General features: G+C 60.4%; 13 protein-coding genes and 1 tRNA gene. 5 read left to right on the top strand and 9 right to left on the bottom strand.

Annotation, left to right across the window (positions count from 1 at the left end; genetic code table 11):
* Positions 1–62: 62 nt before the first annotated feature.
* Positions 63–725, bottom strand: a complete 663-nt coding sequence (locus tag FB597_RS19840) for a glutathione S-transferase family protein (protein WP_144770482.1) — start codon at positions 723–725, stop codon at positions 63–65.
* 103 nt (positions 726–828) lie between these two features.
* On the opposite strand from FB597_RS19840, the gene FB597_RS19835 reads away from it, so the two are divergent.
* Positions 829–1,950: a pyruvate dehydrogenase gene (locus tag FB597_RS19835; RefSeq protein WP_144770481.1), complete on the top strand. Its 1,122-nt coding sequence runs from the start codon at positions 829–831 to the stop codon at positions 1,948–1,950.
* A gap of 32 nt (positions 1,951–1,982) precedes the next feature.
* On the opposite strand, the gene FB597_RS19830 is transcribed toward FB597_RS19835, so the two are convergent.
* Positions 1,983–2,429 (bottom strand): MarR family winged helix-turn-helix transcriptional regulator, encoded by a 447-nt coding sequence (locus FB597_RS19830; RefSeq protein WP_144770480.1) that lies wholly within the window; start codon positions 2,427–2,429, stop codon positions 1,983–1,985.
* Positions 2,430–2,600: 171 nt separating this feature from the next.
* Here FB597_RS19830 and aceE point away from each other — a divergent pair, with 171 nt between their 5' ends.
* Both aceE and dxs read left to right on the top strand, forming a co-directional pair.
* Positions 2,601–5,288, top strand: a complete 2,688-nt coding sequence (aceE, locus tag FB597_RS19825) for a pyruvate dehydrogenase (acetyl-transferring), homodimeric type (protein ID WP_144770479.1) — start codon at positions 2,601–2,603, stop codon at positions 5,286–5,288.
* A gap of 17 nt (positions 5,289–5,305) precedes the next feature.
* A complete protein-coding gene (gene dxs / locus FB597_RS19820) occupies positions 5,306–7,255 on the top strand; it encodes a 1-deoxy-D-xylulose-5-phosphate synthase (protein ID WP_144770484.1) in 1,950 nt (649 codons plus the stop codon).
* A 171-nt stretch (positions 7,256–7,426) separates the two neighbouring features.
* On the opposite strand, the gene FB597_RS19815 is transcribed toward dxs, so the two are convergent.
* The 6 genes from FB597_RS19815 to FB597_RS19790 all read right to left on the bottom strand — a co-directional run bounded on the left by FB597_RS19815 (position 7,427) and on the right by FB597_RS19790 (position 12,739).
* Positions 7,427–8,035 (bottom strand): 50S ribosomal protein L25/general stress protein Ctc, encoded by a 609-nt coding sequence (locus FB597_RS19815; protein WP_141914265.1) that lies wholly within the window; start codon positions 8,033–8,035, stop codon positions 7,427–7,429.
* 129 nt (positions 8,036–8,164) lie between these two features.
* Positions 8,165–9,115, bottom strand: coding sequence for a ribose-phosphate pyrophosphokinase (locus FB597_RS19810; protein WP_141914264.1), 951 nt, complete (start codon positions 9,113–9,115; stop codon positions 8,165–8,167).
* Positions 9,116–9,237: 122 nt separating this feature from the next.
* Positions 9,238–9,314: transfer RNA gene (locus FB597_RS19805), tRNA-Gln, on the bottom strand.
* A 78-nt stretch (positions 9,315–9,392) separates the two neighbouring features.
* A complete protein-coding gene (gene ispE, locus FB597_RS19800) occupies positions 9,393–10,262 on the bottom strand; it encodes a 4-(cytidine 5'-diphospho)-2-C-methyl-D-erythritol kinase (protein ID WP_141914263.1) in 870 nt (289 codons plus the stop codon).
* Between the two features lie 15 nt (positions 10,263–10,277).
* Positions 10,278–10,931: a lipoprotein insertase outer membrane protein LolB gene (gene lolB, locus FB597_RS19795; protein ID WP_141914930.1), complete on the bottom strand. Its 654-nt coding sequence runs from the start codon at positions 10,929–10,931 to the stop codon at positions 10,278–10,280.
* The gene (locus tag FB597_RS19790; RefSeq protein ID WP_141914262.1) at positions 10,931–12,739 is read right to left on the bottom strand and encodes a tetratricopeptide repeat protein; all 1,809 of its coding nucleotides are present in this window, start codon (positions 12,737–12,739) and stop codon (positions 10,931–10,933) included. Before FB597_RS19790 ends, lolB begins: the two co-directional genes overlap by 1 nt.
* A gap of 207 nt (positions 12,740–12,946) precedes the next feature.
* On the opposite strand from FB597_RS19790, the gene mutM reads away from it, so the two are divergent.
* Both mutM and mutY read left to right on the top strand, forming a co-directional pair.
* Complete coding sequence (gene mutM, locus FB597_RS19785; protein WP_144770478.1) at positions 12,947–13,768, top strand: bifunctional DNA-formamidopyrimidine glycosylase/DNA-(apurinic or apyrimidinic site) lyase; 822 nt, start codon at positions 12,947–12,949, stop codon at positions 13,766–13,768.
* Positions 13,765–14,913, top strand: a complete 1,149-nt coding sequence (gene mutY, locus FB597_RS19780) for an A/G-specific adenine glycosylase (protein ID WP_144770477.1) — start codon at positions 13,765–13,767, stop codon at positions 14,911–14,913. Before mutM ends, mutY begins: the two co-directional genes overlap by 4 nt.
* Positions 14,914–14,929: 16 nt before the next feature.
* Here mutY and rapZ read toward each other — a convergent pair whose 3' ends face one another.
* Positions 14,930–15,793 carry an RNase adapter RapZ gene (gene rapZ / locus FB597_RS19775; RefSeq protein ID WP_183405824.1) on the bottom strand — a complete coding sequence of 288 codons (864 nt, stop codon included), beginning with the start codon at positions 15,791–15,793 and terminating at the stop codon, positions 14,930–14,932.
* Positions 15,794–15,822: the final 29 nt, after the last annotated feature.

Here is a 15,822-nt window from a genome sequence, read left to right as displayed (position 1 = left end):
ACCGCAGGCTACGCTGCCGGCAACAACCCCAGCACCACTGCGGCTTGCCGCTTAGACTAACTTTAAGTCTGGACCAGTTGTTTCAGGCCGGTCAGGGAGGTCGGCTTATTTGCCAGAAGTCCTGCCTGTACCGCCGGTCGTGCGGCAATCACGTCAAGCCAGCGTTGGACATGCGAGTAGGGGGTGATGTCCAGGCCCAACTCGTCCCAGGTCCTCAGCCAGGTAAATGCGGCAATATCGGCAATGCTGTAGTTTTCCGAGGCGATGAAGGCGGATTCGCTCAGACGGGTATCCACAACTTGGTAAAGACGAAGCGATTGCTTCCGGTATCGCTCTATTGCTTCGGCATTGCCCGTTTTAGAGGCGTGCAAAAACCACCATAGTTGTCCCAGCATTGGGCCAATGCCGCCAATCTGGAAATGCAGCCACTTCTGTACTGAGACGTTTTCGGCCTCAGTCGGAGGTAACAGGCACCCCGTTTGCGATGACAAGTAGGAAAGAATGGCGCCCGACTCGAAGACGGCCAGGCCGGTCTTGCGATCAACGATGGTGGGGATCTTGCCGTTCGGGTTGATCTTGAGGAAATCCGGTTGATGCTGGTCGCCCTTGCCAAGATCAAGATCGAACTGCTCATAAGCCAGTCCAGCCTCCTTGAGAAAGATACTGACCTTCTGCCCATTGGGTGTGTCCGCCGTGTAGAACGCGAGATCGATGGCGTGTGTCATGTCTATCCTTGTTTATGATTAGCATTGCAGTTACAATCGTTGCAAATGCAATCGTAAACCACGATGCCAAGTCGTGCAAGAAGCCCATCAACAGAGGTCAAACATGAGTTTGAAGCGTCTTCGCCCGCCATTGTCCATGCCGCAAACCAGGCTGGCAGCGGCTGCGTGCCTTGAAAAACTTGCAGCCGAAGATATGGAGCGAGCTTGCCTCGCCGCTTCACCCTACAGCGCTATCCAAGCCATCGCCCGCAATCTGTCCCAAGACGATGCGATCAACGGCAAGGCTTGGGTGGTGCAAGCCTCTCCCGGGCAGTCAGCCGCCCAGGCACACTCACTCGAGCGAGCGGGCTTGGGCAACATCAGTGCGTGGCCGCTTTGGTTTCGAGATGGGCTCGGGCGCGTCGAGATGCCATTGCTGTACCTGCTTCGTTCCGAATCCGTAGCAGGATTGCGCGCAGCGATATGCGAAGCAGCCGATCGCGGCATTCTGTGCAACGATGCCGAGATAACTTCATCGCGGTGGCCCAAAAGCGTGCATCCTGCGGTTCCGCTTTGGCTTGCCAGCAGCTTGAACGGTATCCCCTACGATCCCGCATCGGGACAGGAGGCACTCGCTATTTTGCGTTCTGCCATGCAAGCCATGTACGTCGACGACGAGCCGGGGTTCTTCTATATGACTCTGCACGATGACAACGGCAAAGTACCTGCGCCAGCGCAAGCCGATGTACATGATGCGTACAAGGGCATGTATCGACTCCTTGCCGCACCCGAGTCCAGAGCCCCGGCAGTCCGATTGCTGGGAGCCGGCCAGGCCTTGGGGAAAGCGGTCGAGGCGGCCAGGCTGCTACGAGAAGACTGGAACATCCCCGGCGAGGTCTGGAGTTGCCCAAGCTATACCCGCCTGGCGCGAGAAGGCCGTGAGGTCGAACGCTGGAACATGCTCAATCCGCTCTCAAAGAAAAAGACATCGCATATCCAGGCGTGCCTTGGGTCTGGGCAATCGCCTGTTCTGGCCATCACTGGATATGGGCAGCACATTGCCGATCAGATCGGCGGTTTCATCTGTGCTCGTTTTGTTGCAATGGGAGCCGACTCTGGCCGGGATGCGAATGGATTTCCCAGTGCGCAATGGATTGTGGCTGCTGCGCTCAAAGCGCTTGGCGATGAGCACGCCTTGCCCATGCGATATGCCGAAGAGGCATTGAGGCGATATGCGCTGGCTTGAAATCCAACAGCGCAATCTCGCTTGAGCAACCCTCAGCCACCCTGAACGCGGGCCGCAGCAGCGGCCCGGTCCAGCGCTGCGGAAAACTTGCCTTGCTCGTCGGCGCTGAACTGGCTCAGGAAAACCTCTGCGACGGTACTTTCGTAGACCTTCCACATCTTCCTGCGTAGCGTGCGTCCTTCCTTCGTGATGGTGGCATACGCAGCGCGGCCGTCTTCGGCCGAGCGCGTACGCTGGACCAGCCCATCTTGCTCCAGGCGGTCTACCAACCGTGTGAGGTTGTAGCGTTCTATCGCCAGTGCGTCGGCCAGTTCGTGCATCCGTCGTGTGCCATCGGGTCCGCTTTCCAGCCCCCAAAGTACGTCGTACCAGGCATAGGGGGGCAGCTTGGCCGCTGCCAAGCGGCTCTCCACCTCGCGGATCATCAAACGATGGGTGTGCACGAACGAGAACCACAGATCCGTTCCATCCTTCGTCATGGCAGGCTCCTTTCGTATTTTAGTTGCATTTGCAATTATAACTGACTTAGAATTGCAATCGCTACGATTGCAATTGCAATCCATAGATCAGACTCCGTGACTGTGTCTCGCCCGCCTGGTTGGCTGAACGCAGTCCTGCTTTAACGCGTCATTTTCCCTGGAGAACCCGCCATGAATTCACCCCTCGCATTGGTCGATGCTGATCCGCTAGAAACCCGAGAGTGGCTGGAAGCGCTGGATGCCGTCACGACGGTCGAAGGCCGTTCGCGCGCCCACTACCTGATCGACCAGCTCACCGACTTCGATGCCACCCGGCACGGTGATTTGCATGGCCGTGTCACCAGCGCCTACGTCAACACGATAGAAAAAGACCGGCAGCCTGCCTACCCCGGCGATATTGGCATCGAACGGCGTTTGAACGCCTATATCCGCTGGAATGCGATGGTCATGGTGCTGCGCGCTGGCAAACACTCCAATGTCGGCGGGCACATTGCTACCTACCAGTCGGCGGCAGTGCTCTATGACGTGGGTTTCAATCACTTTTTCCGGGGGCGCACCGAGACATTCGGCGGCGATATGGTCTACATCCAGGGCCATTCCGCACCGGGCATTTACGGACGCGCCTACCTGGAAGGGCGCATCACCGAAGCGCAACTGGACAACTTCCGCCGCGAAGCGGGGCGTGATGGCCTGTCCTCCTATCCCCACCCGCGCTTGATGCCTGACTTCTGGCAGTTCCCCACCGTGTCAATGGGCCTTGGCCCGTTGACTGCGGCCTATCAAGCCCGGTTCATGCGATATCTCGAATACCGTGGAATGCTGGAACATCAAGGCCGCAAGGTGTGGGCCTTCCTGGGCGACGGCGAGATGGACCAACCCGAATCGCTGGCGGCCATTTCGGTCGCCGGGCGAGAACGCCTCGATAATCTGATCTTTGTCGTCAACTGCAATCTGCAACGTCTGGACGGTCCGGTGCGGGGCAATAGCAAGATCGTTCAGGAGCTCGAGGGCACTTTCCGGGCTGCGGGCTGGAACGTGATCAAGGTGCTGTGGGGCAGTGGTTGGGACGACCTGCTCAAGCGCGACACCAGCGGACTGCTGCGTCAACGCATGATGGAATGCGTTGACGGGGAATACCAGACCTTCAAGTCGCAAAATGGCGCCTATGTGCGCGAACATTTCTTCGGCAAGTATCCCGCGTTGCTGGAATTAGTGGCGCACCTGTCGGACGATGAGATTTGGGCGCTGACACGCGGCGGCCATGATCCGGAGAAGGTGCATGCGGCCTATGCACAAGCCGTCAACACGGAAGGCCGGCCCACGGTCGTTCTGGCCAAGACGGTCAAGGGCTTCGGCATGGGCGAGGCTGGCGAAGGCCAGAACATCAACCACCAGTTGAAAAAGATGAGCGCGGATGCAGTGCGTGCGTTCCGTGATCGCTTTTCGCTGCCGGTGTCCGACGACCAGCTCGAAGAAATGCCCTACCTGAAACCTGCGCCCGACAGCGAGGAAGCGCGTTACTTCGCGCAACGTCGGGCTGCGCTGGGCGGCTATGTCCCGTCGCGTTCCGGTCAGGTCGCTCCGCTGACGGTGCCGTCGCTCAGTGCCTTCGCCACGCAACTCAAAGACAGCGGCGAGCGCGGGGTGTCGACCACCATGTCCTTCGTGCGCATCCTGACTACGCTGCTCAAAGACCCCAACTTGGGCAAGCTGGTCATCCCCATCGTGCCGGATGAATCGCGCACCTTCGGCATGGAAGGCCTGTTCCGCCAAATTGGCATCCACTCGTATATGGGGCAGCTCTATACTCCGCAGGATGCGGGCCAACTGAGCTACTACAAAGAGGCCAAGGATGGCCAAATCCTGCAAGAAGGGATCAATGAGTCCGGTGCGATCTCATCGTGGATCGCAGCAGGCACGGCCTACAGCAATCATGGCCTGCCGGCTATCCCGTTCTATATCTTCTATTCCATGTTCGGCCTGCAACGCGTGGGCGACCTGGCCTGGGCCGCAGGCGATGCCCGCACGCGCGGCTTCCTGATGGGCGCCACGTCGGGTCGCACCACGCTCATGGGGGAAGGCTTGCAGCACGATGACGGCCACAGCCATGTGCTGTCGTCGGTCATTCCCAACTGCGTCTCGTATGACCCGACCTTTGCTTATGAGCTGGCAGTCATCATCCAAGACGGCCTGCGTCGCATGTATGCGGACCAGGAAGACATCTACTACTACATCACCCTGCTCAACGAGAACTACCCGAATCCGGCCCTGCCGGAAGGCAGCGAAGCCGGTATTCTCAAAGGGCTCTACCTGCTGCGCGACGGCCAGAAACAGCAAACCGTATCGACGCAGGCCAGCAAACCGCATGTACAACTGATGGGCAGCGGTTCGATCCTGCGCGAAGTGATGGCCGCAAGTGAACTGCTGGAACAGGATTTCGGCATTTCCAGTGATGTATGGAGCGCCACCAGCCTGACCGAACTGCGCCGCGATGGGTTGGCTGCGGAGCGTTGGAACATGCTGCATCCCGAAGACGAACCGCGCATCCCGTATGTCCAGCAATGCCTGCAAGACCGTGCCGGTCCCGTCGTCGTGGCGACCGACTATATGAAGATCATCGGCGACCAGATTCGCCCCTTCGTCAATGATCGCCGATTCGTCACCCTCGGCACGGACGGTTTCGGCCGGTCGGACACCCGCGAGTCGCTACGCACCTTCTTCGAGGTGGATCGTCATTTCATCGTTCTCGCAGCGGTCAAAGCGCTGGCCGATGAGGGATATCTGCCTCGTAAAAAAATCCGAGAGGCAATCCTTCGGTACAACATCGATCCGGAAAAAATCGATCCTGCAACAATCTAGACCCATACATGACAGCCATGGACGATTTGTTGAGCACTATCGATACCCCGTCAGACCTCAGGCGCCTGCATCGTCGCGATTTGCCGCAGTTAGCGCATGAATTGCGCACATTCATGCTCGACAGCGTTTCACAGACGGGAGGCCATCTGTCTCCCAATCTGGGCGTTGTCGAGCTGACCATCGCTCTGCACTATGTTTTCGATACGCCCCACGATAGGATTGTCTGGGATGTCGGCCACCAGACCTATCCACACAAGATTCTTACGGGCCGGCGAGAGCGGATGAACACACTGCGGCAGCCCGACGGGATTTCAGGTTTTCCCGTTCGGGCCGAGTCGGAATACGACGCGTTCGGCACCGCTCATTCGAGCACGTCCATATCGGCCGCACTCGGCATGGCTATCGCGGCAAAACTACAAAAGGTGAAGCGCCATTCGATTGCCGTCATCGGCGATGGTGCCATGACCGCTGGCATGGCGTTCGAAGCCATGAACAATGTTGGTGCCGCAAAAGGCATGCCGTTCATGGTGATTCTGAATGACAACGACATGTCGATCTCACCGCCTGTCGGTGCACTGAACCGGTATCTTTCTCGCCTGATGTCGGGCCGTTTTTACGCTGCAACGCGCACAGGCGCAGGACGCGTGCTAAATGTCGTTCCACCCGTGCGTGAACTCGCCCGAAAACTCGAATCACACGCGAAAGGAATGATTGTTCCCGCGACGCTATTCGAGGAATTTGGATTCAACTATATCGGTCCGATAGACGGTCACGATCTGGACTCGCTCATTCTTGTTTTAGAAAACATAAAGCAGTTACATGGCCCGCAGTTTTTGCATGTCGTGACAAAAAAAGGCCAGGGTTATTCACCCGCGAAAGCTGATCCCGTGCTTTATCACAGCACGGGAAGATTCAATCTGAAAGAAGGAATAAAACCGTCGGTAACGCCACGAAAGAAAACCTATTCACAGGTTTTCGGAGAGTGGCTATGTGACGCAGCAGAGCTGGACTCGCGGGTGGTTGGCATTACACCGGCCATGCGTGAGGGTTCAGGAATGGTGGAGTTCGAGAAACGCTTTCCTCATCGGTACTTTGATGTCGGTATCGCAGAACAGCACGCCGTGACCTTTGCCGCAGGCCTGGCAGCCGAAGGCTTGAAGCCTGTGGTGGCTATCTATTCAACATTTCTTCAGCGGGCATACGACCAGCTGATTCATGATGTCGCGCTACAAAATCTGCCTGTTGTCTTTGCTATCGATCGAGCGGGAATCGTCGGCGCTGATGGCGCGACGCACCTTGGTAGCTATGACATGGCATTCCTGCGCTGCATCCCCAACATGATCATCATGGCCGCGTCGAATGAAAACGAATGCCGCCAAATGCTGTACACCGCCCTACAGCAATCGGCGCCGACCGCGGTTCGCTATCCCCGTGGCGTTGGCACAGGGATCGAAACAGTCAAGGAGATGACAGCGATTCCCATTGGCAAAGGGGAAACGCTCCGACATATATCCCAACCGTCGAAGATGCGCATCGCCATTCTTGCGTTTGGCGCCATGGTTGAGCCAGCAGTCGGCGCAGCAGAATTAATCGATGCAACGGTAGCAAACATGCGTTTCGTCAAGCCGCTGGACATCGATCTGATCCACCACTTGGCCGCTACGCATGATGCCATCGTGACGGTAGAGGAAGGCTGCGTAATGGGAGGGGCAGGCTCCGCATGTGCCGAAGCATTGTTCGCACAGGGTATGAATCTACCTGTACTGCAGCTCGGGTTGCCCGATCAACTTATCGATCATGGCGACCCTGCCAAGCTACTGGCTGATTGTCGGCTCGATAGTGCGGGCATCGCCACATCGATTCGCGCGCGCTTTCAGACTCCGTTGCCTGAGAATGTAGCGAACCCGTTGATTAACTTCCCAAGTCAACATGCCGTAACGATCGACGCGCGCGCCTGTTTCAAATAGCGATCCAAAAATCGCTGTGCCTGTGGATCGGCCAGCGGTACGCAGATGAATTCAAGATCGAGGCAGCCAAACAAGTCATCGAGCGTGGCCGCACGATTGCCTGGCTGGAGTCATGGGGAAATAAAAAAACCCGCTTCGACCGAAGCGGGTTTTTCTTGAAACGCAAGCGGATTACTTGGCTTCTGCGGCGTCGCCAGCGGCAGCTTCGCCTTCAGCGGACACTTGACCGGCCGGCACGGTAGCGGTGGCGATGGTCAGGTTTTCCTGGGTCACGGCGGTCACGCCGTTGGGCAGCTTCAGGTCAGCCAGGTGGATCGACTGGCCGACGTCCAGCTTGGACAGGTCGACTTCGATGAATTCCGGCAGGTTCTTCGGCAGGCAGGAAACGTCCAGTTCCGATTGCACGTGGGAGATGATACCTGCGTGCAGCTTCACGGCTGGCGAGATTTCAGCGTTCACGAAGTGCAGGGGCACCTTGGTGTGCAGCTTTTGCGATGCGTCAACGCGTTGGAAGTCGACGTGCAGGACCAGTTGCTTGTACGCGTGGACTTGGAAGTCGCGCAGCAGGACTTGCTCGACCTTGCCTTCGATTTCCAGGTCGAGAATCGACGAGTGGAAGGTTTCCTTCTTCAGCGCGTGGTACAGCGCGTTGTGGTCCAGGGCGATGTTGACCGGTGCGCTGGTGCCGCCGTAGACGATACCGGGGGTTTGGCCAGCAATACGCAGGCGGCGGCTCGCTCCGGTCCCCTGCAGAGTGCGTGGAAATGCGATAACTTTCATGATAAAGCTCCAATGTTGGCAAAGCGCGTCGTTGTATTGGCGACGGATGCCTTGCGTTGAAAATATTCCCCGCGACCAGGGAATATGAAAAACCCCGCTGCATTGCTGCAGCGAGGCGAATCCTGTTTCTTACTCCGCGAACAGCGACATCACCGAGTCGCCCTTCGTAATACGCTTGAAGGTTTCCGCCAGCAGGTCCGCGCAGGTCAGCTGGCGAATCTTCGGGCAGGCGCGGGCGGCGGGCGACAGCGGGATGGTATCGGTCACGACCAGCTCGTCCAGCGGCGAATTGCTGATGCGGTCGATGGCCGGGCCCGACAGCACCGGGTGCGTACAATAAGCGACCACCTTCTTGGCGCCGCGCTCCTTGAGCACTTCGGCAGCCTTGGTCAGGGTGCCGGCGGTGTCGACCATGTCGTCCATGATCACGCAGTTGCGGCCCTCGACCTCGCCGATGATGTTCATCACTTCCGACACGTTGGCCTTCGGGCGGCGCTTGTCGATGATGGCCAGGTCGCAGCCCAGGCGCTTGGCCAGCGCGCGTGCGCGCACCACGCCGCCGACGTCGGGCGAGACCACCAGCAGGTCGTCGTAGCTCTTGGCCACCAGGTCGCCCAGCAGGATCGGCGAAGCGTAGATGTTGTCCACCGGGATGTCGAAGAAACCCTGGATCTGGTCTGCATGCAGATCCATGATCAGGACGCGCTCGACGCCGGCTTCCTGCAGCATGTTGGCGACCACCTTGGCCGAAATCGCAACGCGCGCCGAACGCGGGCGGCGATCCTGGCGGGCATAGCCGAAATAGGGGATGGCAGCGGTAATGCGGCCGGCCGATGCGCGCTTCAGTGCATCGACCATGATCATGATTTCCATCAGGTTGTCATTGGTCGGCGCGCAGGTGGACTGCAGCACGAAAACATCCTTGCCGCGAACGTTTTCATTGATCTCGACCATGACCTCGCCGTCCGAGAACTTGGAGACGTTGGCCTTGCCCAGCGGGATACCGAGTTTGTCAGCGACGCCTCGCGCCAGTTCCGGGTTGGCGTTGCCGGTAAAAACCATCAGGTTCTCAAGTGCCATGTGGGTATCCCCGAATGCAATCGTTAAAAAGTCGAAAAGCCGACAATGCTTGACTGGTCGGTCTCACATTGACGGCTTATTTTTCTGACTGGACGCTGAGTCAAAGACCGGTCCTGAATTAATGGCAGGGGAACAAGGATTCGAACCTTGGAATGCCGGAATCAAAATCCGGTGCCTTAACCAACTTGGCGATTCCCCTACACAATCTGCTGTTTTTCGTTCCATCGCGCCTGCTTCGTGTTGCATGCGGCGCCGATGATCGTCAAACCAATTCTTTTCACGACTGCAATAAATGGGCGAGAGGGTGTTCCTGCATCGCTTTGGCTTTCCAGCCGTTCCAGCGCGAAGGCAATTGTTTCAGCACTTCGTCTGCCTGTTGTTCGTGGTCGAATGCACAAAACACGCAGGCGCCGGATCCGGTCATTCTGGCTTTTCCGAACTTGCCGAGCCAGTCGATGGCCTCTGCAATTTGCGGGAAATGCCGGGTTGCCACCATTTCCAGATCGTTTCTCCCGAAGTTCGAAGCGATTTGATTCGTCGCATCAGGAAAGTCCGTTATTCTGACGACTTTTGTATCCCGTGTCAATTCAGAAGAAGAAAAAATTATCGCGGTTGGCACCGAAACGCCCGGTTCGATCACCACATACCAGCAGTTGGCCGTTTCCAGCGGCGAAAGCGCCTCGCCAACCCCTTCGGCGAAGGCATTGCGGCCGAACAGGAAAAACGGGACATCGGCGCCCAGTTTCAGGCCGATATCCATCAATTCCTGGCGCCTGAAGCCGGTTTGCCACAAATGGTTCAGGACCAGCAGGGTCGTGGCGGCGTCGGAAGAGCCGCCGCCCAGACCGCCGCCCATGGGCAGACGCTTTTCCACGGTAATCGAGGCGCCCAGTTCCGGCCGCCCGGCGGTTTGACGCAGCAGGTGCGCGGCGCGCACCACCAGGTCGGATTCGGCCGGCACGCCGGGGATGTCATTGGTGCGCACGATGCGACTGTCTGCGCGCACGGCGAAATCCAGGCTGTCGCAGCGGTCGATCAATTGAAATGCCGATTGCAGCAGGTGATAGCCGTCGGCGCGCCGGCCGGTGACGTGCAGGAACAGGTTGAGCTTGGCAGGCGCCGGGCAGGCGTTGAGGGTGGCGGTCATGGTCGGGCTTGATGCTCAGGGTTTTTTCCAGCTGTCGACCGCGATGCGGATCGATACCTTGCCGGCTTGTTCGGTATCCCGGGTCAGGTCGATGCGTTTGGGGCGGGTTTGGCCGCTGTCCGGATCGCTTTGCCAGTTGGCATAGACCACACGCCAGCCATCCTTGGTAGAGAAGCTGGCGTAATTCTCGCCCGGCTTGGCCTGGAACGGCTTGCCGGCGCTGTCGGTGCCGTTGCCCTGCAGCCACTGGCGCATGCCCGAAACCGGCAGGGGCCAGCCCAGCGATTGCGCGGCCAGTTCATCCACGTCAGGCGCCACTTGCGGCGGCCGGCCCGATTGCACCAGCGTGGCGATGCCCGGCTTGACGCTGATGGTGGCCACGGTCTGGCCCAGCGGCGAGAGCAGTTCCAGGTCGGTTTGCCTTGCCGTTTGCGACCAGATGAAGCTGCCGTGCAGCGACTGCGGGCTGTTGCCTTGTTCGTATTGCACCGAGATGCGGCCGCTGATATCGATGCTTTCCTGATAGGCCGGGGTTGTCGCCGTAGGCGAAGCCGCCTGTTGCGCCGACATCCCGGCGCAGCCGCCCAGCAGGAGCGCGACCGAAGCCGCGCCCAGCGCGGCAGCGCGGCGCAGGCCGGGGCAGCCTGCGAAGATGCCCGGCTTTGCCATCATGGCTTGACGTTGAGCCGCGTCAGCGTGCTTTTCAGGACGTCGTTGTCGGGGTCCTTGGCCTGCACTTCGCGCCAGACCTGCCTGGCTTCTTCCTGCTTGCCGCGCGTCCACAGCACTTCGCCCAGGTGCACGCCGATTTCCGGATCGGGGCGCAGCGAATAGGCCAGGCGCATCTGGGTTTCGGCTTGTTCCAGGCGGCCCATGCGGAACTGGATCCAGCCCAGGCTATCGGCGATGAAGGGATCCTGCGGCGCCATGTCGGCCGCCTTCTGGATCAATTCCAGCGCCTCCGGCAGGCGGATGTTGCGATCGGCCAGCGAATACCCCAGCGCGTTGTAGGCGTGCTGGTTGCCGGGCGCCAGTTTCATTACCCGGCGCAGCGAGCTTTCCATTTCCTTATAGTTGCCCAGCTTCTCGCACACCATCGCGTAGTCGTACAGCAGGTCGGTGTTGTTGGGGAATCGTTCCAGGCCGCCCTTGAGCACCTCGGCCGCTTCCTGGTTGCGGTTGGCATCGCGCAGCAGCAGCGATTCGGCCTGGAGCAGTTGCAGTTGCTCGGTATCGTTGGTCGATTCGGCCTGGGCCGTTTCCAGCGCCTTGCGGGCGCCGTCGATGTCGTTCTTGCGCGCCAGCAATTGGGCGCGGCGCACCTGGATGTTGATGTAGCCGTCAGTGCCGGGTTCGGCCTGGTCCAGATAGCGCAATGCGCCGTCGAGGTCCTTGCGCTCTTCGGCGATGCGCGAGAGCAGCAGGATGGCCTGGCTGGGATCGCGGTCGTCTTCAGGTTGCGCGGCCAGCACCTGCAGGTAGCGTTTCAGGTAGTTTTCCGCATCCGTCAACTGGTCGGTCTGGGCCGACAGCACGCCCAGCGCGAACAGCGTGGTCGGGTCGTCGCCGTCTTCCTTGAGCAGCGCCTCGAACTGCCCGCGGGCGTCCTTGTAGTTCTTCTGCTCCACCAGGCTGCGCGCATAGGCCACGCGCACTTCGCGCGAATTCGGATACTTGCGCAGGAAGTCGGACACCAGCTTGGTGGCATCGCTGGTATTGGATGCCACTTGCGCCGCGGTCAGGACCGCCAGCTCGGAGTCGGGCTTGATCTTCAGCGCGGCGCGCGCTTCGCGCTGCGCATAGGCGGCGTCGCCGACATTGAAGGCGCCTTGCGCCAGCGCCAGGTGGGTTTCCAGCAGGTCGCCATAAGGCTGCGTCACTTTTTGCAGGATCGCGAAGCTGGCCTGCTTGTCCTTGGCGCGCGCCAGCAGGCGCTGGATTTGCAGGATCATCGGGCCGCGCGCCTGCGGGGCGGCATCGGCCAGGCGCTGGGTCAGCAGCGGCTCGATTTCGTCGACGCTGTCGGAGAGCATGATCAGGCCGAGGTAGTTTTGCAGCGCTTCATCCGAATGCGGCGCCAGCTCGGTCCACAGGCGCACCGCCACCAGCGCTTCGCTGGGCTGGCGGGCGGCCACGGCGATCTCGGCCGCGCGCTTGGCCAGGCGCGGGTCGCGCGTCTGCTGGGCCGCGGCCAGGATGGTGACGTAGGCCGATTGCCATTGGCCGCGCTGGAAAGCGATCTCGGCTGTCAGAACCTTATAGAGGATGTCCTGGCTCAACTCGACCGCCGGCAGCGCGTCTTCCTGCTGCTGGGCGCGGGCCTTGGGAGATTTCTTGCGGTTGGCCGCAGCGGATTTCGCGGATGCGGTTTGCTTGTCTTGTGCCGCTTCGGCATTCGCCTTGTCGCCGGACTGCTGGAAGCTTGCGCATGCGGTCAGCAGCAGGGAACTGGTGAGGAGGGCGAGAGTTTTTTTCAAGGTTGCATCCTGAATATTCGGGAAGTTTCGATTTTACGCCCAACATCAAAGGGTTTGCTGTATAGAACGCGTCTCTCGCCTATTGATGAAGTGGGTTCTAGAGTGTAATGCATCCTTGCCGACGGCATGGCAGCGGCGGCAGTCTTGTTTTCGGCATCTGGATTATCATATGCAGCTTCCTATCCGCCGCCTCACTGACGTAGCCAGATGCCAGAATTGCCAGAAGTTGAAGTCACCCGACGCGGTGTCGCCCCCTATTTGGAGGGAAAGACGGTCACCGGCGTCGTTACCCGCCACAGCGGGCTGCGCTGGCCTTTTCCCGCCGGGCTCGATGCGCTGCTGGCCGGGCGCAAGGTGCTGGACACCGGCCGCCGCGGGAAATACCTGCTGATCAACTTTGACCATGGCACCTTGATCGTGCACCTGGGGATGTCCGGCCACCTGCGCATTTTGCCGCCTGGTATTCCCCCGCAGAAGCACGACCATTTCGACCTGCTGGTCGGCGGCCAGGTGATGCGTATGACAGATCCGCGGCGGTTTGGTGCGATTCTCTGGCATGACAAGGCCGATGGCGGCGTTGAAGAGCATATGTTGCTGCGTAGCCTGGGCCTGGAGCCGCTGGAAGACAAGTTCTCGGCGCGCGAACTGTGGCGCCAGACGCGCGCGCGTTCGGCGCCGATCAAGCAGGTGCTGCTGGCCGGCGATATCGTGGTCGGCGTGGGCAATATCTACGCCTCCGAAAGCCTGTTCAAGGCCCGCATCAACCCCAAGACGCCGGCCTACAAGATCAGCCTGGCGCGTTACGAGCGCCTGGTCGAGGCCATCCGCGAGACGCTGGCGGCGGCCATCGAGCAGGGCGGCAGCACGCTGCGCGACTTCATCGCCGTCAACGGCCAGTCCGGCTACTTCCAGCAAAGCTATTTCGTCTACAACCGCACCGGCCAGCAATGCCGCGTGTGCGCCACGCCGATCCGCCAGATCAAGCAGGGCCAGCGCTCCACCTTCTACTGCGTGAGCTGCCAGAAATGAAGGGGCTGGTCACGAAAGGACAAGCCGGGCCGCGGCGCAAGGGGGCGCCGGTCGATGGCGAGCGTTATGCGGACCCGTCGTTCTCGGCGGCGGTGATCGGCTGGCAAAAGCAGCATGGCCGCCATGCGCTGCCCTGGCAGAACACGCGCGACGCCTATCGGGTGTGGCTGTCGGAGATCATGCTGCAGCAGACCCAGGTGGCCGCGGTCATTCCGTATTACCAGCGCTTTCTGGAACGCTGCCCGGATGTGTTCAGCCTGGCGGCCGCGCCTTCCGAAGACGTAATGGCGCTGTGGAGCGGCCTGGGTTATTACACCCGCGCGCGCAACCTGCACAAATGCGCGCAGCGCGTGGTCAATGAATATGGCGGGCGCTTCCCCGACGATCCAGACTTGCTGGCCGATCTGCCTGGCATCGGCCGTTCCACCGCTGCGGCCATTGCGGCATTTTCCTACGGCCGGCGCGCCGCCATCCTGGACGGCAACGTCAAGAGGGTGTTTGCGCGCGTGTTCGGCATCGACGGCTACCCCGGCGCCAAGCCGATTGAAGACCAGCTGTGGCTGCGCGCGGTGGCGCTGCTGCCGGACGAGGGGATCGAGGCCTATACGCAGGGCCTGATGGATCTTGGCGCCACGCTATGCGTGCGCGGCACCCCTTCATGCAAGAAGTGCCCGCTGGCCGAACGCTGCGTGGCGCTGGCGCAGGACCGCGTGGGGGAGCTGCCGGTCAGCAAGCCGAAGAAAGCCGTGCCGGAAAAGGAAACCGTGATGCTGGTGGTGACGCACGGCGGCGATGTGCTGCTGGAGCAGCGCCCAGACAGCGGCATCTGGGGCGGATTGCTGTCGCTGCCGGAAATCGCGGTGGGCAATGCCGGGCAGTTCGAGTCCGCGGTGCAGGCGCTGGTCGCCCCTTATGGCGAACTTGAAGCTTGCCGCAAGCTGCAGCCGTTCTCGCACGTCTTCACGCATTTCAAGCTGCACATCGCGCCTTTCCAGGTCGCGCTGAAAAGCCGTTCGCAGCGCATCGCGCAACATGCGCTGGTCTGGTATCCGGTGGAAAAGCTGGCCGATGCGCCATTGCCGGCGCCGGTGAAGAAGTTATTGCTGGGCGTATTGCGCAGCGACGATCTGCTGGCCGCGGTGTAGGCTGCGCAGGCCGGGATCAATCCAGCTGGCGATGCCGGCATACGACCTGTTCGGTCGCGCGGAAGTGCCGCGCCAGTTGCTCGGCAATGTAGACCGAGCGATGCTGGCCGCCGGTGCAGCCGATGGCGACGGTGAGGTAGCTTCGGTTGTCGTCCTTGAAGGACGGCAGCCATTTTTCCACGAAGCTCCGGATATCGCCCAGCATGTCGGCCACTTCCTGATAGCCCGAGAGGAACTCGATGACGGGATCGTCGCGCCCGGTCAGCGGACGCAGCGCCGCGTCGTAGTGCGGATTGGGCAGCATGCGCACGTCGAACACCAGGTCGGCGTCCAGCGGCAGCCCGTGCTTGAAGGCGAAGGATTCGAACAGGATGGTCAGCGGCGAGCGTTCGATATCCACCAGGCCCTTGATCCAGCGGCGCAGCTTGTTCGAACTCAATTGCGAAGTATCGATCACGTGCGCGATTGCCTGCATCTCGCCCAGCATCTCGCGCTCGATGTCGATGCACTCGGTCAGCGTCAGGCGGTCGGCCGGGTTGCGGCCGGGCAGCAGGCGGTGCGACAGCGGATGGCTGCGGCGGGTTTCGGAGAAACGGGTGATCAGCGCCTCGTTGGAGGCGGTCAGGAAGAAGACCTTGACGTCATGGCCATCGGCCTTGAGCTTGTCGATATCGGTGCGCAGCGTCGCCAGCGAATCGGCGCTGCGCGCGTCGGTGGCCACCGCCAGCACGCTGGCGCCTTCCCGGATGCGGGTATCGACCAGGTCGCACAGCAGCGCCGGAGGCAGGTTGTCGACGCAGAAATAGCCGGCGTCCTCGAGCACATGCAGTGCCACCGATTTGCCGGAGCCGGAGATGCCGGTGATCAGAACGATTCTCATGCCGTCAATGATAACGCAAGCCTTATGAA

It is taken from the genome of Herbaspirillum sp. SJZ099, from assembly GCF_007828355.1.
In the GTDB taxonomy this organism is placed as follows: domain Bacteria; phylum Pseudomonadota; class Gammaproteobacteria; order Burkholderiales; family Burkholderiaceae_D; genus Herbaspirillum.
Note: the sequence above shows the minus strand (reverse complement) of the source record. Positions and strands in the feature narration are given on the sequence as shown.